The 17,050-nt window shown below is 39.8% G+C and carries 14 protein-coding genes; 6 read left to right on the forward strand and 8 right to left on the reverse strand.

The genetic code is table 11. The features are described from left to right. Window positions 1-20 precede the first annotated feature (20 nt). From NQT69_RS07820 to NQT69_RS07840, 5 genes are all read right to left on the reverse strand, one after another. Window positions 21-698: a response regulator gene (locus NQT69_RS07820; protein ID WP_256827091.1), complete on the reverse strand. Its 678-nt coding sequence runs from the start codon at window positions 696-698 to the stop codon at window positions 21-23. A gap of 1 nt (window position 699) precedes the next feature. Further along, window positions 700-2,148 carry an ATP-binding protein gene (locus NQT69_RS07825; RefSeq protein ID WP_256827092.1) on the reverse strand — a complete coding sequence of 483 codons (1,449 nt, stop codon included), beginning with the start codon at window positions 2,146-2,148 and terminating at the stop codon, window positions 700-702. A gap of 43 nt (window positions 2,149-2,191) precedes the next feature. Then, window positions 2,192-2,701: a hypothetical protein gene (locus NQT69_RS07830; protein WP_256827093.1), complete on the reverse strand. Its 510-nt coding sequence runs from the start codon at window positions 2,699-2,701 to the stop codon at window positions 2,192-2,194. A gap of 8 nt (window positions 2,702-2,709) precedes the next feature. Further along, window positions 2,710-4,254: a YHYH protein gene (locus tag NQT69_RS07835; protein ID WP_256827094.1), complete on the reverse strand. Its 1,545-nt coding sequence runs from the start codon at window positions 4,252-4,254 to the stop codon at window positions 2,710-2,712. Window positions 4,255-4,325: 71 nt separating this feature from the next. After that, on the reverse strand, window positions 4,326-4,940 hold the full coding sequence (locus NQT69_RS07840; RefSeq protein WP_256827095.1) for a flavin reductase family protein: 615 nt from the start codon (window positions 4,938-4,940) through the stop codon (window positions 4,326-4,328). Window positions 4,941-5,181: 241 nt separating this feature from the next. On the opposite strand from NQT69_RS07840, the gene NQT69_RS07845 reads away from it, so the two are divergent. After that, on the forward strand, window positions 5,182-5,613 hold the full coding sequence (locus NQT69_RS07845; protein ID WP_256827096.1) for an OsmC family protein: 432 nt from the start codon (window positions 5,182-5,184) through the stop codon (window positions 5,611-5,613). Window positions 5,614-5,943: 330 nt separating this feature from the next. Continuing rightward, window positions 5,944-6,744, forward strand: coding sequence for a hypothetical protein (locus NQT69_RS07850; RefSeq protein ID WP_256827097.1), 801 nt, complete (start codon window positions 5,944-5,946; stop codon window positions 6,742-6,744). Between the two features lie 94 nt (window positions 6,745-6,838). Here the strand turns inward: NQT69_RS07850 and NQT69_RS07855 are convergent, their stop codons facing one another. Continuing rightward, complete coding sequence (locus NQT69_RS07855) at window positions 6,839-8,329, reverse strand: dipeptidase (protein ID WP_256827098.1); 1,491 nt, start codon at window positions 8,327-8,329, stop codon at window positions 6,839-6,841. A gap of 161 nt (window positions 8,330-8,490) precedes the next feature. Here NQT69_RS07855 and NQT69_RS07860 point away from each other — a divergent pair, with 161 nt between their 5' ends. Next, complete coding sequence (locus NQT69_RS07860) at window positions 8,491-8,658, forward strand: DUF2986 domain-containing protein (RefSeq protein ID WP_256827099.1); 168 nt, start codon at window positions 8,491-8,493, stop codon at window positions 8,656-8,658. Window positions 8,659-8,711: 53 nt separating this feature from the next. On the opposite strand, the gene NQT69_RS07865 is transcribed toward NQT69_RS07860, so the two are convergent. Then, window positions 8,712-10,892, reverse strand: a complete 2,181-nt coding sequence (locus NQT69_RS07865; protein ID WP_256827100.1) for a TonB-dependent receptor — start codon at window positions 10,890-10,892, stop codon at window positions 8,712-8,714. 152 nt (window positions 10,893-11,044) lie between these two features. Then, window positions 11,045-11,761, reverse strand: a complete 717-nt coding sequence (locus NQT69_RS07870) for a DUF1499 domain-containing protein (protein ID WP_256827101.1) — start codon at window positions 11,759-11,761, stop codon at window positions 11,045-11,047. A gap of 240 nt (window positions 11,762-12,001) precedes the next feature. Here NQT69_RS07870 and NQT69_RS07875 point away from each other — a divergent pair, with 240 nt between their 5' ends. The 3 genes from NQT69_RS07875 (at window position 12,002) to NQT69_RS07885 (ending at window position 16,954) form a co-directional block, all read left to right on the forward strand. Further along, complete coding sequence (locus NQT69_RS07875; RefSeq protein WP_256827102.1) at window positions 12,002-13,204, forward strand: MFS transporter; 1,203 nt, start codon at window positions 12,002-12,004, stop codon at window positions 13,202-13,204. A gap of 101 nt (window positions 13,205-13,305) precedes the next feature. After that, window positions 13,306-16,554, forward strand: coding sequence for an nSTAND1 domain-containing NTPase (locus NQT69_RS07880; protein ID WP_256827103.1), 3,249 nt, complete (start codon window positions 13,306-13,308; stop codon window positions 16,552-16,554). A 22-nt stretch (window positions 16,555-16,576) separates the two neighbouring features. Further along, window positions 16,577-16,954, forward strand: a complete 378-nt coding sequence (locus NQT69_RS07885) for a DP-EP family protein (RefSeq protein ID WP_256827104.1) — start codon at window positions 16,577-16,579, stop codon at window positions 16,952-16,954. Window positions 16,955-17,050 lie beyond the last annotated feature (96 nt).

Here is a 17,050-nt window from a genome sequence, read left to right on the forward strand (position 1 = left end):
TGTGCAAGAAATAAGGAAGTTTAGGGTTTTACAAAACGATAACCAACACCATAAACAGATTGAATAACGCTATCTTGCTCGCACACTTCATCCAATTTTTTACGTAATTTTTTAATATGGCTATCAATGGTGCGAAAGCTAACAATGCGCTGATCGTCGTACATATTATTCATTAAGCTCTCACGATTAAATATACGATTTGGCTTTTCAAATAACGGCTTAAAAAGCTGAAACTCAACACTGGTGAGTTCAACCGAACGCCCCTTAAAATGTACACTATAGGTCGTTTCATCTAAATGCATATCTGAATTTTGTTCCGGTTGAGCTAGTTCACTTCGCCTCAGTAAAGACTTAACTCGGGCAACCACTTCTGCATAACTAAATGGTTTACAAACATAATCATCAGCACCTAATTCTAACCCAAGTAACCGATCTATTTCTTCTACTTTGGCCGAGACCATCATAATAGGCACAGTTGAAAACTGTCTTATTGCTTTACAAAGCTCGATTCCACTTACACCAGGCAGCATGACATCAAGTAAAATCACACTCGGGTGGTTTTCTTTAAGCCAAGGAAGTACTTCATCACCTCGGTGAATTTGGTGAGTCTCAAAATGTTGGCTTAACAAAAAATCGCTCATTAAATTAGCCAGTTTCACTTCATCTTCGACAATCAATATTTTAGCCGATGCTGACATATTATTGCTCCACGGGTATGTTAATAATTATGGCCAAGCCGCCTAATTGGGATCGCTGTGCAGTGATCACTCCTTTGTGTGCCTGCACAATATGCTGACAAAGTGATAAACCTAACCCTGACCCACCTTGTTGGCGATTACGAGCATCATCCACGCGATATAAATATTCAAATAAATGCGCTAAGTGAGCGTCATCAACGCCTACACCATTATCTTCAATACTGATATGTATATTTTTTTGCTCAACCACAATGAGCGAAGTGACTTGCAAATCTAACCGTGAACACTGAGCATAATGAATCGCGTTCATTAAAATATTACCAAACAACTGCATGAGGCGAGTTTTATCTGCCTTGAAGTCAATATCATCAGAGAGCGTTGCTACATTAAAAGTAATATTATGTTGATGAAAAATAGGCATATATTTTTTCTTCACTGCATTTAATAGCTCATTCATTAATAATGGTTGCTTGGTAAAGTACATCCCCCCTAACTGGGCACTATTGAGCATATGCAGGTCGTCAATTAGGCGTGTTAGGTGATCGGCTTCATCATGCGCAGAACGAATATTATCAACTGTCAGCGGTCTCACTCCTAACTGCATCGCTTCAAGTTCCCCCATTAAAATGGCAATCGGAGTGCGTAACTCATGCGAAGTGTTAGCAAGCCAACGCTTTCGAGCTTGTTCGTTACTCGCCAAAGTTAATGCCAGTGTATTAAAGTCTTCACTTAATTGGCCTAGCTCATCTTGCCGCTCGAGCTTTAACTTATACTCAAAGTTACCTTGGCTGAGTTGCTGCATTCCATTGGCAATTTGTTTTACAGGGCCAACCAAATTGCGTGCTAAAAAGAACGAAATAAGCAGTGTAAATAACACCGCAGCTATGCCAATCAGCCATAAATAGCTGGTTTGTTGCTCTAAAAAATCCAGTTCATAGCCATCTATTAAACCATGACGCTTTGATACTGCTAAATACCCTATAACGACTTTATTTAACTCAATAGGTATATTTGTATAATCAAGGTCACCTTTGTAACGCCCTGCGACTAAAGCCTTTTTACTATCGAGCAGTGCGTAATCCGCTTCATGCCCAGGTGGAAGTCTATGCTCTGGTGGTTTGGGTTCGTGCATACGTTGATCTTGATCGTCAAATGCACGCGGCGCTCTTTCTCGCATAGGTCTGCTGGGTACAAACTGGCTATCTCTTAATTGCTTTTGTATTAACCTAAAGAATTGTCGGTTATCCCCTCGGATAGATTGCCATGATGCCTCAGCCTCATATTGTTGCGAAAAACTAGCTATAAGTGGCTGTAGTGCTTTAACTTCTTTTGCATTTACATAATTAATCATGCCTTGGCCAATACTCCATTGCATTAGCAGTATTAGGCCTGCGATCAGTACAAAGCTGAAACTAAATAAAATAAAGAATAACTTGTTATGTATTTTCATCGGTCACTTATAAAAGAAAAAAGTATCCATACTTTTTTAATATTTAGCCATCAATTGGAAAACTTTCAAAACGGTAAGTCACTAATGTATCGATTTGGTCATTAATATACAAAGTAGCCACTATTTTTTTGTTATTTGCTGTCCAATACATGTGTCCATGGTTATTTAATGTGATAGAAATGGTATTCAAACCTGCACTAAACAAATCAGCAGGTAAATGTACGTACTTGCCGTACACTCGCTGAATTTTAACCCCATTGATGTATAAATGGGCATGTCCTTTTAACTGGTGGGTCGATTCGTCAAGGTCTGCGGACATTAACTGCATCATATTTAGCCCAGTTGGTGGTGGCATAAATATATAACCTTTAGTATTTATACTTAAGTTATAACCTGACATTACATCAGCCTCAAGTGTTAAACTAAGTGCAGGCACAGTGGCATTATCTGGCACAGCGATCGGCAAATGAGAATGATCCATTTGCATTTGTGCCATGCCTGTAGTTAGCTTAAATAGTAATACCAAACAGATACTCAAAAGCGTTATTTTCATATTACCCCCTAAGAGCGCGGCGGCGGGCCCATAACATTACCTGTGCTGCAACTGCCGATTGAATTTTCAGGTAACTGACCTTTAAACCGCGGCCCTATTTGATAAGGGAATGAGGGCTGTAATTTACCATCACCGTCTTGCACTAACGTTATATGGTAATGGTAGCCTTTACCGTCATTGGTATCATGGCCATTATGCTCGTCTAACTGTGCCCCAGTCACTTCTTTTTGCGCGTAATAGTAATCTTCAAAGTAATAGCCATCATCGGCAGCCAAAGTATTTCCTGATAAAGTAGAAACTGATTCGCCAATAGCAGGTCCAGCTTGCGTGGTTTCAACCCCTTTGCTAACATCATACTGATCCACCAAAATACAACTACGCTGACCTTCGCTCGCACATCCACCTTCGCTTGTTGGTGCGCCGTAATCTCGTATTTCCCAGCCGCTTAATGCGAGTTGCTCTTTACTTTCGTAAGGACCATACAATGGATATCCATCTGCTGCGAAGCCATAAATAGGTGAGTGAGCAGAACCATCATCATCAAGCATATATGCCAAGCAACTTGTATAAAAATGATGATGATACTCACCATTAGCAGCATGCCCCCCGCAAACATCTACATCATATTGTTCTGCTATCGGGGCTAAGTTGTACCATACTCCTTGACCATAACTCATACCATCACCCCAGTTAAATATGCTGGTGCCATTAACCATTAAACCAATTGTGCCAAGCCCTGTTTCACACTCGGTTTCGTTCTCTGTCGGTTCAAGGGTGAAATATGCATCAACACTTTGCTCCGTTGGGCAACCTGGGCCTGGCGGCCAATAACCACTGCCACCAGTATCATCACAGTTTTCAGTGCTACTGTTATAGCCAATGTCTTCACCAAATAAGATAGTTTGCCCTACCTCTGCACTGGTAACCCCATTAGTGAAATCTGTGGCAGCGCGAGGACGTTCATTAAGCCAATCAATTTGCGTCTGGCTGAGTGTGACATCATAACGCGGTATACCTGTGGCATTAACATGCATGTACTCTACATCTGATAAGCTAACAACTTCAGCAACCTGAACACTTTCTGTTACGCCAGTACTACCATTATTAATGTAGGTTGATGTTGTATCATTATTAATAATCCAATTTGAAACTAAACTATTATCACTGCTTTGGGCCACAGTGAGTGTTATTTCTACACTATCGGTGGCTGCTTCATTTACACCATCATCAACGGTTAAAGTAAATACTAAGGTTTCGGTTGCCGACAAAGTGGGAATTATTATTTGTGTTGCAATATCATTTGGCGAAGTGATTGTTACCGCAGTACCTGATTGCTGAGCCCATAAAATACTCACATACGCATCATCATCGGTATAACTACCTTGTAAATAAACGTTTTCGCTGTAGGTTAACTGTTGATCTACTCCAGCATTAACAGTTGGCGCGGTATTTAAAATATCATCACCAACGTCGGAACTGCTATTACATGCGGCGACACTTATACATAACACACTCAACACAAACACTTTCAAAATAGGTTTTATTAAAGACATAGCATCCCCCTGTTTTTAAATTGTCAATCAGGGTATACAAATAAAGTGTAAACATTGTGCAAAAACAAAAATTATTTAATAAGTGGCCGCTTTAAACTAAAAAGATCAGTTGTTTTGGTATAGTAATCGCCTCCCATTTTACCAATAGTGCTTAACCCGTCTTGGTCAATATTACCATTGGTTAGGATCGAGTCATCAATATACACGCCAACGACATCAAGCAGCATTATTTGCCCTCCACTGGGTTGCTTACTAATTGTCAGCACATCTCGAAGTGTACATTCATAACGTACTTTTGCAGACTTAACGCTCAAAGCTTTTACATTGTGACTCGCCACTGACTCAATATTTGCAGCATCAAACTCACTCACTGAAGGTGGATAATTTGCACAGCTTTGATTCATTTGCTCAACTTGATGTTCACTAACAATATTGACTACACATTCTTTAGAATCCATAAGGTTACTTAGGGTGTCTTTACTTTTATTATCTCGCGGGTTTACTTGAGTGACACTTAATACGGGAGGGTTCACACTAGCGACAGTAAAAAATGAATAAGGCGCAATATTACTCACGCCATCACCACTTACTGTACTTACCCAAGCAATTGGCCTAGGCGTTATCCCGCCAACTAGCTGGCTATAAATATTAATTTTTTCATTTGTATTCGTTAAATCTAAATACACCGAAATCTCCTTTTTAAAAACAACACTAGCAATAAAAACCGATATTAAATGTGACTATCGCTCGCAGCCAACGAATCACCTTGGATTAGTTTGCTTAAAATTACAAGTTAACAAAATAAGGCATGCTTTAAGGTATTAATTTTGCAACCTAACTCACACGATGGCCTTTTACGCATAATTCAGTACGTAAACGTGAAAAGCTTACAGCTTAACAGCACTAATTACATAGCAAGGAGATATTATGACGATTAAAAAATCAGCATCATCTAACTGGACTGGCGATATTAAATCAGGCAAAGGATTAATTAACAGTGAAAGCGGCGCGCTCGATCAACAGCCTTACGGCTTCAACACCCGTTTTGAAGGTAAACCCGGTACCAACCCTGAAGAACTTATTGCAGCAGCGCACAGCGCATGTTTTAGTATGGCGCTGTCACTCGCACTAACCGAAGCTGACTTTGTTGCCGATGACATCAAAACCACGGCAACTGTTAGCCTAGATGAGGTAGATGATGGGTTTGAAGTAAGCCATATAGCATTAAACGTTGAGGCGAAAATAGAGGGTATTTCACAACTAAAGTTTGACGAACTTTGTTTACACACAAAACAAGGCTGCCCTATTTCAAAACTGATCAATGCTGAGATTTCATTAACCGCTCAGCTTAAACAATAAAACGGTAAATTCCACCGTCCTGTTAGGCACTGAACCTCTGAGCCTAGCAGGCTTTTACCTGCCCATTTATCCACTTTGAAGAACAATTCGCTCGGTCATTTTCATATTAAGCTCAGTGAATATAACAACCAGTTTGTTGCACATTAATATCATTAACATTGACATCCATTTCAATTATTGCTCTTAATGGGTACTAAAATTATGCTTGCTTTGGTTAAAACTACCTATAAGTAAATACCTACTTATAATTAAAGTTCATGAACAAGTATTCTTTTCAATTTGCAGCCCTAGACAAACTCAACAAGTAACAAATAAAAATACGAGGGAATGATGAAAAAACATTTAATTATTTATGCAATGATGCTTATGCTAGGTGCATGCGGTAGCGGTGGCTCAAATAACACGACAAAAGATGCAACTCCAGTTGGTGATGGTGCAACTCAGCCAATCAAATCAACGGATAATTTAGCTATTCCTGATAACAGACAATTAGATACTTATGATGTTTTAATAATAGGTAATAGCCATGTTTCAGGTGTTGGGCTTTTATTAGAAAAAATATTCGCCCATGCTAATAAACCAATAAATATTGAAACCCATGGAGGGATGTTTCTCGATACCATAGTTGATAACGACAGTATTATTAGCACCTTACAAAATAAGCAATGGAGCCATGTTATTTTACAAGGGCAAAAGTACTCACAAAGCCAGTCTACTTTATACCCTACTGATGCCACTGAAACCTGGATACAACGGGTGAAAGCGGTAGGCGCAACCCCTATTCTTTTTCCTGAACATCCACTGGTTAATAACCCACAAGATGCCGTATACGTGCAGAGTATTCATGAAGGAATTGCAGAGCAACAATTTAGTTGCGTCGCACCTGTAGGGTTAACATGGAATCAAGCATTAGCAATATCGCCTAGGTTAGATCTTCATCAGAACGATGGCAACCATGCAACACAGTTAGGTAAACTACTCTCTTCGCTTGTATTTTATGAAACCATAACAGGTGAACCTGCCGACTTACTAACATTTAGTGATACGTTACCAGGTGATGCTGCTACTCAAGCACTGTTCGGTCAAGTAACGTCACAATCGATTATCGATAACCCACCTTGTGATTTTTAAATCAAAGTAGTATCCATGCTTTTTTCAGCATGGATACTACTAGTCATAGAGTGGTCAAGCTTTAAGTACGTTTGTATAGACTAAATTAGAGTCATCACATATTACCCAGTTTGATCATCATCGCGGTGTACATTTTAAGATTGAGTTTAAGTTGTGCAACGGTTATAAACTCATGCTCTGAATGCCCTGTGTATTTTTTGCCGGGCATAGATGGGCCAAACGACACAGCATTCTCAAATAACTTAGCATTGGTGCCGCCGCCGATTGATACAAAGCCTGCATCGCTATCACCGGTAAAATGTTTAAATATATCCAGTAATGCTTGGGCGTGTGGCGCATCATCCAGCAACATAGGCGTGCCGATAATAACGTTAATCTCTTTTATTTGAACAGTATTGTTCGCCTGCCAGTTTGCTAGAGCAGAATCTATTTGCTGCTTAAGTTGCGCTTCGGTTTTGCCTACTGGGCGACGCATATTTACCGATAAAGTAATGTCATTGCCTTTGCGCTTTAATAACGTTGGTGACACCGTCATCGGCCCCATAAAATCATGGCTATACGCAATTTCACCAAACTGTTTACCGTATAAATCAAGACCTATAAGCTGATTAATAAACTCAATAGCTTGACCGTCGCTATTATCCTCAAGCTCAATTCCTTTAAAGGCTTCTGCTAGGTGGGCAATGGCGTTAAAACCAGCTTCTGGCTCTGATGAATGCGCTGAAGTACCTTTAACCGATACTTTAATGCCTTGATTAACCTCAGTAACAGCAACTTTTACATCCTTGAGTGTGGCAATATTAGAATTAAGTGTTTCAATGTCTGCTTCCGTTGCATTATGTAAGATAGCGCTGGCGTCCTCTGGAATTTGGCTTACAAATGCACCGCCCTCTAAATTGCTCACATATGTGCTTGTTTGGTTTGAGGTGCCTGAAAACGTTGGCGCAATTAAGCTCCAGCCTTTTTCTGCTACAACAACTGGGTACGACGCATCAATGGTTACCGCATATTTTGGCTGCTCATAGATTTTCATAAACTCTTCAAGCGGCGCCCAGTCAGACTCTTCAGCTAAATAAATCATCAACTCAATACGGTTATCAAGTTCAATATTTTGATCTTTTATTGCTTTCATTGCATAAAGTGCCGTGGCAATGGCACCTTTATCATCTTCTGTACCGCGGGCTATTAATTTACCCGGCTCTGACGTGCTATCTACTTTAAATGGGCTTTGTTGCCACTTACTCGCATCAGCCGGTTGCACGTCGCCATGAGTTACTATGGTGATTTTTTCAGCTTGCTGACCCATGCCAATTAACACAGTGTAGCCTAAATCTTGATAGTCAAAGCCAAGCTCTGCCGCTTTCATTTTTAACAATGCTTTAAAGCTAATAAAGTCTGGGTTTGATGGTGTAGCCACCCCTTCTTTATTAACTGTTGGGTATGACACTAAGTTAGTCAAAGTATGGATTTGTGCATCCTGATATGTATTTACTGCATATGCAGCGGCATCATCACTGATTTGGTCTAAGTTGGCATGGGCGCTGACGGTGAGTAATGCTAGGCTGGCTAAAACAAAATTTTTCAAAGCAAATTCCTATAAAATGAAAGGTAGGCAAGAAGTTATAATTGTAACGCTGTTGACTCCCTTTTAGCTAGCTTTGCACATTGAATATTTAAATAGCTAAACGTTACTTATACGCTGTATACTACGCCACCAATTTTAAGTAGCCGTCGGCGCAATCAAACATGAACCGTAGAAAGAAGATCGTCACTAAATTCCAGAAAAAAGATAAACGCGCTAACGCAAAATTACATAAAAGTAATAAGCCTGCATACATTTCAAAGGCTGAGCGCGAAAAGTTAGCGTTAGAGCAAAGCCAACTTAATCATGTAGATGAAACTGAAGCAAAATAAAGCTATTTTTAGTCATAGCTTTATTCTTAATTAATAATTAATTATTAATAATTCTAAAAACTATAACTCATAGCCAAATTAATCGAGCGGCCCTGTCCTGCTAATTGCGTAAAGCCTTGGCTCATATCCACCTTATATTGGGCAATACTGACCCCACCTAGTGGCTGTTGGTAGTATTCATCAAGTAAGTTTGTTACAGCAAGTTTAACGGTTAGCTTATCCCACGTAGCTTTCGTCTGTAAGTTTAATAAGCTATAGCTAGCTGTTTGATTTTCGAGTCGGCGAGGATCAACGCGGGTTTTACTATCAACCCACTCCCAACTGAGTGAACTCTGCCAATTACCTCTTTGCTGAGCTAATGCGATTTTAGTGTGTAATGGCATAATTTGATAAAGTGGCTCATTACTGTCATCACGTTCACCATGAGTACTGGTAATTGCCGCCGTTAAGTCCCATATACCTGCGCTTTTGCTATCACTGACTCGTACAGCCGCTTCAATTCTTCCACCGTATAATGTAGCGTCTAAATTAGTAAACTGGAGCGTATTTCGCTGCGTAATAGCCATTTCAGTTCGATTAGTGCTACCCACAACCGTGCCATCAATATAGTCATTAACTTGGGTATACCAAACATTGGCGCTTATCTGCCAAGTCTCATCTTTCGCAGATTTAGTATAACTGCTACTGAGTGTATGTGCGGTTTCTGCTTCTAAATCAGGGTTGCCGATATAACCGTTACCATCACCAAACCAGCCAATCATGCTGGTCGACATAGTACTCACTCCCCAACTATAACGTTCATATAAATTAGGGGCCCGGTTTTTACGTGCTAGACCAAATTCAAGCTCATCTTCATTTGTCATTTGATAACGAAAGAGTAGGCTTGCATCAACTAATGTATCGCTGCGTTCTCTATCGATAGCATTAAATGCCATTGCTGCATCTTGGTTTGGATCATCCATCATCGATGACATGTCGCTCATACTCGACATATCACCCATTGCATCCATATCTGACATATCATCCATGCCGCCAGCCATGCTCATATCGCTATAAGGCTGTACTTCACCGGCATTGGTTTTAACATGCTCAATACGTGCGCCCGCTGATACCCACCATTGTTTATCTAGCTGCTTTTGTAACTCTGCAAAAGCAGTGTAGCGATCGCGTTCACCATCATTTATATTTACATAATCATTTGGTCCCATCATCATCGAACCTTCAATCGCAGGCCACCAATCATCAATGCGATAGCCAAAATATTCTTGTCCTAATAATAATGTGGTGTCTTTGTCGAGTTCTAAACGCCAGTTAAGTTGATAACTGATATCTTGCGCATCGGTATTCATCGGCATCATGCCGGTTTTTTCATCAGTGAAAAAACCCATTTCATGCTTTACATCATTATAGTTAATTTGTGCTTGGAACTCACCACTGTCGATCGAGCGTTTATATTGGCTGATCAAACCGTAACTGGTGTTATCGGTCATATCCATATATTGATTTGGAAAGCCCTGAAACGGTATTTTTTGATGAGTTAATTTAACCACCAGCTGTTGCTTTTCATCACGTATTGCCGCTGTTAATGCATGATTCTGTACGCGATAAAGTGTATCTAGTACCAAATCACCATTGCCATCTTCATAGCTGTCAGCATCTTCAAATGAGCCTTGATAATTTAAGCTAAAGGTGTCACTAGCAAGCCTTGCTCCAACGCCTACTGCTTGGGAGTTGTTGACACTTTGATACTGTGCCGACACGTAACCTGAGTGCCAAGCTATGGAGTCACTTTCACTATATTGCGGAGCAATAGTGTTGACTTGAATGACACCGGCAATATTATCGCCCCCCGCGCTTACAGGTGAAATTCCCGCAACCACTTGATACGACGACACCTGATTAGCTGAAATATATGATAAAGGCGGGTTCATCTGATTACCACATGCCGCTGTAATATCAGCGCCATCAACTAACACTTTGACTCTATCGCCCATCATGCCATTTAAAATAGGCAAACTAGACACGCCACCTGCCGCCGAAAAATCAACCCCCAGCTCACTTAGTAGCTGATCTGCATTACCTAAATTTGCATGGGAATTTATATATTGACCTTGAACTTCAATATGCTCAATTGAATCATCAGCAAACGCATAAGGTGAAAGCAAACATGTGATACTAATTGCTAAAGGAGAAAGTACATACTGAGGATAAGAAAGTGATAATTTGCTGCTCATTTTATTGTTTAATTACAACGGGTTTAAGATGAACAAAGTATATAACTTGGAGACAGACCTGAACACGCGACAAATTGTCGCACCCCAGTTCTATGCAATAAAAACTAATAGCGGGCATGCTACCTAGTAGCATGCCTACATAAGTCTGTTAATTATAGCTGGCTAAGCTGTGTGTTTAAGAGCGTGATAAACTGACTTATACGCTCAGCGTTTTTACCTAAATCGCTTTTACCTACCCGTGACTTACTGCGGATATCTAGCTCACTGCCATCGCCTTTGGCTGTCACTCGGATAACAACATCATCTTTAAAGCCAAACCACAAGGTTGTGTCTGTGGCTTCAATAATTCCACCTTCCACATCAGCACTGACAAGCTCCCAGCCTAAACTCTTTACCGAGTCAATGGATACACGAATCACATGTTTTGTATTCTCTTTAAATGTTAATGTGGTTAGACTTGGGTAGGCTTTTAATTGCTGAGCTGCAGTTTCAGCTCCTGCGTACTTTGCAGGGTTAGGTGCATCGGCTCGTAATTTTGCTATAGCAACAAATTCAGGAGGCGTGACTACATCGGTCGAAATATCATGAATAGGCGGTACACTTTTAGCTTTACTCATAATACTTAAAGGCATGACAATCGCCACAACAGCAAACACCCCACTAATAGCAAACAAAGGCCAATGGATGGTTTTACGATAAAAGCCTGCTTGCACAAGCAGTAAAACAAGCCCTGCAATTGCAGCAAATACACCATATCGAATACTGGTAAAAGCAGTACCTAGGTCAAGAAACTGCCATTTATATAAAGGCCCCGGCAGTACTACAAGCAGGATAGCCAGTAAGCATACTAAGCTACTTAATTTTTTCATTTAACTACTCCATAATATTTAATCTGTACATACAACTCACACAATACCTTATTTCTCTATTAGTAGATCAAATTAATGATTGATTATTTAATGCTGGACTGTAGAATTCACAGTCAAATGGAACGTTCCTAAATTTTAATGAATCATATTAATTAGGAATATCCTTGATACTTAAAGTCGCAACTTTAAGTAAGTTACTCAGTTTTACTTTGGCTATATTCTTTCTTACAGGGTTCACCTATGTTTTCACAACCTAGCAATGTCACTAATACGCTAAGTACTTCTGCTATTTTATTGGTATTGGCACTTGGTACATTTATTTTAGGTCTTTCTGAATTTTCGATGATGCCGATGCTCCCGTTGATCAGCGAAACATTCGCATCAACACCTTCACAATCAGGTTTTGCTATAAGCGCCTATGCATTAGGTGTAGTGGTTGGCGCACCTATATTAATGCTCAGTACGGCTAATATGCGTAAGCGTAAAGCTTTATTAATTTTTTTAGCCATGATGTGTATAGCTAATGGTTTAAGTGCTATTGCGACATCATTGCAGCAATTAGTACTATTTCGATTTTTAAGTGGGCTACCCCATGGCGCTTACTTTGGCGCAGCTATACTACTGGCAGCAGACATTGCTCCATCAGGTAAGCGAGCAAGTTTTATGTCGAAAGTATTTATGGGCCTGACCGTTGCAACCATTGTGGGTGTACCCGTAGTTACCTTAATCGGGCAAAATTTTAGCTGGCGCTATTGTCTGGCTGGCGCAGCTGTATTGGCTTTTGTTGCATTCTTTTTAGTTTACAAGGTGGTGCCAAATAAAGATAACCAACACGCATCAAATATAAAAGGTGAAGTAAGCGTACTTAAAAACAAATTAGTGTGGTCTATTTTAGGTATCATAATTATTGGTTTTGGCGGTGTGTTTTGTATATACACATATATAGCCGACACAATCTTACAAGTTACACACACACCAGCCTATACAATTTCTATTGCAATGATCATGTTCGGTATTGGTTGCACTCTGGGCAATTATATTCTCGGTAAAGCCGCAGATCACTCACCGTTATATACAACGGGTATTGCACTGTTAAGTGCTATTGCTTTTGCTGCTATGTACGTCAGTGCAAGTGAGCATATTTGGCTCATGTACGCAGTTATCTTCTTTATTGGTTGTAGTGTAGGTTTAGGAACCGTTATTCAAACTATGCTGATGGACGTATCACCAAACGGCCATGCCATGATAGGAGCATTAGTACAATGCGCATTTAATGTTGCCAATGCTATTGGTCCTTGGGTTGGTGGGCTGGTTATAGCAAATGGTGCTCTACCCAATCAAACTGGCTACGTTGCAGCAGTATTATTTGCTGGTGGTTTTATAATGTGGCTTATAAGCGCGATGCAAATGGGCAAAAATAAAAATTTAACAGCCGCAGTTTAATCTTGCCAGCCTCATTAACCTCATAATATTGTATTAAATTTACTCTTGCAGTAGGATGCTAATAGAGTAAATACTGCTTAAATAACAATAATGAGCAAAGCATGAGCACACCTATCTTTTTTGTTGGTGATTGGCAGGTAACGCCAGCGACAAACACCCTTCGCTTGGGCGATAGCGTCAAGCAACTAGAACCCAAAGCAATGGATGTACTGTTATTACTTTGTGAGAAACAAGGTGAACTACTCTCCAGTGACGACATAATAAATCATTGTTGGCAAAATATTGCTGTAGGCGATAACCCGTTACACAAAGTTATCACTCAATTACGTAAAGCCTTTGATGATAAAGCGAGCGACCCTAAGTACATTGAAACCATTCGAAAACGTGGTTATCGTGTTATTGCTCCTATTAGGTTCCCCCTTAATGACGAGCAAAAAGCCAGTAATACAACCTGGCAAGGTGACTTGCCCTTTGTTGGCTTAAGTGCATTTTCGCCTGAGCAAGCCAATGTATTTTTTGGTCGCTCCAAACAAATCGCCACCTTACTCCAACGTGTTTCAACGCAAATAAGTTATGGCCGTGCATTTTGTTTATTACTTGGCTCAAGTGGCTCTGGTAAATCATCATTAGTCAACGCCGGTGTTTTACCAGCATTAATGAATGGCGCAGGCTACGACGGTTTTAGGGTTGAATCTTACTGTCAGCTCGATTTTGCCGATATTAATAAAGAGCGATTGTTTCTTGATTTAGCCTCGACCTTACTTGATTTAGAAATTAGCCATGCCCCTGTTTTTAACGATATCAGTGCTGATGTGCTATGCGAGTTACTATTAACATCGCCAGAGCAAGTAATTGAACTATGTAAAAAAGCACTAAAGCAGCAAGTAAACCAAGTAAAACCCTATTTATTTTTGTTTATTGACCGCCTTGAGGTATTACTCTCATCAGCGTTATTTAGCGAGCAAGAGCGCAGTCAATTTCTTAGCCTTATAGAATTGTTTGCTAGCAGCGATTGTATGATTGTTTTTAGTGCCTGTCGTAATGACTTCTATCCGCATGTTGTCAGCGAGCCAAGCTTAATGGCAGGCAAAGCCAACGGCGCTCATTTTGATTTGCTCGCGCCAACGCGCGCTGAACTCAAACAGATGATCCGCCTTCCCGCTTTAACTGCCGGCCTAAAATGGCAACTTGACCCTGAGCACCAAACACCACTGGATGAAATACTCTGTAACGACACAATTAATAACCCAGACGCCCTGCCAATGTTGCAATACACCTTGCAACAATTGTATTTACAACGCAGTGACAATGATGAGTTATTAGTTTCACACTACCAAGCATTAGGTGGTATTGAAGGTGCTATTGGTCAAAAAGCCGAACAAGTATTTACGCAATTACCCAAGTCACAACAGGCTGAACTGGGTTTAATACTGTCAAGATTAATTACCTTAAACGCCGATGGTGAAACCCTCACTAGCCGCGCTGCACGTTGGGATGAGCTAAACAACTCAGCGCAAAAACAACTAGTACAAGCTATGGTCGATAGCCGCTTATTTGTTTCACACCTTAAAAATGAGCAAGCCTGTTTTAGCTTAGCCCACGAAGCATTACTGCGTCATTGGCAACGTGCTATTAGTTGGATAAGTGAGCACCAAGAAAGCCTTGCTATGAAAAGCCGATTGCAACACGCTACCGAACGTTGGATAAGAGAGAAAAAACACTCTGACTTTTTATTAGCCCAAGGTAAACAACTACAAGAAGCGCAAAGTATTGCCAACAGTTCACTGTTTAGATTATCAAACTCAGAAACTGCACTACTTAAAGCCTCAAACAAAAAAGCTAAACGTAATAAACGCTTACTACAATTAACCACTGCGGTGTTTTTTGTTATCAGTGTCATTGCCATTACAATGAGTGTACGCAGCTACCACGCTGAGCAAGTAGCCCAGCAAAAACGACTAGAAGCAGAAAGTTTGCTCGGCTTTATGGTAGGTGAATTTGCTGACAAACTACGTAGCGTAAAACGTATGGACTTACTCGATGGTATAAGTAATAAAGCGCTGGAATATTTTACTAACCAACAGCATAACGACTCGTTATTTAATTTCACCGATAACCAAGCTGACTTTAACAACCGCTTTCAATATGCACAAACCCTAGAGGCCATGGGGGAAGTGGCCTATTCCCGCGGTAAAACCGACGAAGCTTTCACCGCCTTTGAAAACGCCCGCACTCGTCTTGAGGCATTATTAAAAACCCAACCAAACAACATAGAGCTACTCACGCTTGCAGGGGCTAATGCCTTTTGGTTGGGTCAACTTAATTATGATAACAGTGACTACGCGGCCACTGAGCCATTATTTAAAAAATACCACGCTTATAGTGAAACCATGTATTCGTTAGCACCGAATGATTTTAACTCCATTATGGAGCTATCGTACTCACATAATTCACTGGGGTCATTGTATTTAAAGCAATTTAACTATAACGCAGCAAAACAAAGCTTTACAGAGTCGCTCGCCCTTAAAAACAAAGCCCTTAAACTAAAGCCAAACAATAAAAACTTATTGCGCGACAAAGCCGACACCATCAGCTGGCTTGCAAAAACAGAAGAAAATTTAGGTGATTTTAACGCAGCATTTAATATGCTTGATCAAGCAATAGCTCAGCTAAATACCTTATTAGCTATAAAGCCAGATGATGCAAGCCTACTAAATGATATTTCAAATACATATATGCAACAAAGCTACCTTTTAAGTTATTTCCCGCAAAAGAATAACGCCTATATAAAAGCAGTGAAAGCAACGGATGCAATAGAGCAAGCAAAAGCTCAAGATCCAGAAAATCAAAACTTCATACGAAAGCACTATCGGTCTCTAGCATATCAGTTGATGCTGTTAGATAACGACAAAACGAGTAACAGACTCGAAGAAATTATAGGTTATGTCAATCAGCAGGGGTTTTCAAACACAAGTATTATCAACATCCAACTTAGCCTAGTTCACTACTTTATTAATCGTAAATATTTTGATGAAGCGAAAGAGCTTTTAGCCAAGCTTGAAAGTAGTTCCGATTTTAAAGAGAAAATTAATGACATGAGCAAAGCTGAAAACTATTTAAACTTTGTAAGAATAAATATAATAAAAGCAAAACTTGCTAGCAATAAATTAGAGAAACTGGCAGCATGCAATAAAATTATAAATACGAGCAATGAAAAAAATCATGGCAGTAAAAGTATAAATAAAATTTACCCTCTCATTCAGGCATACAGCTGTTTAAATAAAGCAAGTAAACTAGACACACTAAAAAACAAACTTATTGATTTAGGAATTAGTGATTTCACATTATAAACCACATTAAAAAGGAAGTAACATGAGCGAGAATAAAACCTATAACTTTACGGTAAGCATTAAATTAGATAGTAATAATGAAGCGGTATTTACTTATTATAAAAATGGTCAAAAAGTATCTGGCGGTGGTACAGTTAACGAAAGAAACAGCCTAGGGGTTTACACGTTAGATGATGCAACAATTGAGCAAGGTTTTGCATTTACAGAAGCAAGCTTTACAAATGTTGAAGGCGACTGCGCTCAAGATTTTAGTTTCTCTTTGATTGAGAACGGCCAGTCAATACATATTGCTGATACAGATAAAAATACTGGTGTAGTGTGTATGATTTTCATCGTAGAGTGCAACGGAAAGAGCTATAAAAGCCGCGATCCTCAAGTTAAAAATGAAGAAGAGGTTTAATTAAGGCGCTAGTACTCACTAAGTTTATATAGTTCACAGGTTTTTAAGAACCCGTGAATATTTATAAAAGCATTAAAATCAATAACTTAAAACCAG

This window comes from Pseudoalteromonas shioyasakiensis (genome assembly GCF_024518675.1).
GTDB lineage: Bacteria > Pseudomonadota > Gammaproteobacteria > Enterobacterales > Alteromonadaceae > Pseudoalteromonas > Pseudoalteromonas shioyasakiensis_B.

Bases quoted from the DNA above. Each gene is read 5' to 3' on its own strand.
- NQT69_RS07875 (WP_256827102.1), top strand. From the start codon at position 12,002: ATGTTTTCACAACCTAGCAATGTCACTAATACGCTAAGTACTTCTGCT.
- NQT69_RS07850 (WP_256827097.1), top strand. From the start codon at position 5,944: ATGAAAAAACATTTAATTATTTATGCAATGATGCTTATGCTAGGTGCA.
- NQT69_RS07885 (WP_256827104.1), top strand. From the start codon at position 16,577: ATGAGCGAGAATAAAACCTATAACTTTACGGTAAGCATTAAATTAGAT.
- NQT69_RS07825 (WP_256827092.1), bottom strand. From the start codon at position 2,148: ATGAAAATACATAACAAGTTATTCTTTATTTTATTTAGTTTCAGCTTT.
- NQT69_RS07830 (WP_256827093.1), bottom strand. From the start codon at position 2,701: ATGAAAATAACGCTTTTGAGTATCTGTTTGGTATTACTATTTAAGCTA.
- NQT69_RS07880 (WP_256827103.1), top strand. From the start codon at position 13,306: ATGAGCACACCTATCTTTTTTGTTGGTGATTGGCAGGTAACGCCAGCG.
- NQT69_RS07865 (WP_256827100.1), bottom strand. From the start codon at position 10,892: ATGAGCAGCAAATTATCACTTTCTTATCCTCAGTATGTACTTTCTCCT.
- NQT69_RS07835 (WP_256827094.1), bottom strand. From the start codon at position 4,254: ATGTCTTTAATAAAACCTATTTTGAAAGTGTTTGTGTTGAGTGTGTTA.
- NQT69_RS07860 (WP_256827099.1), top strand. From the start codon at position 8,491: ATGAACCGTAGAAAGAAGATCGTCACTAAATTCCAGAAAAAAGATAAA.
- NQT69_RS07870 (WP_256827101.1), bottom strand. From the start codon at position 11,761: ATGAAAAAATTAAGTAGCTTAGTATGCTTACTGGCTATCCTGCTTGTA.
- NQT69_RS07820 (WP_256827091.1), bottom strand. From the start codon at position 698: ATGTCAGCATCGGCTAAAATATTGATTGTCGAAGATGAAGTGAAACTG.
- NQT69_RS07845 (WP_256827096.1), top strand. From the start codon at position 5,182: ATGACGATTAAAAAATCAGCATCATCTAACTGGACTGGCGATATTAAA.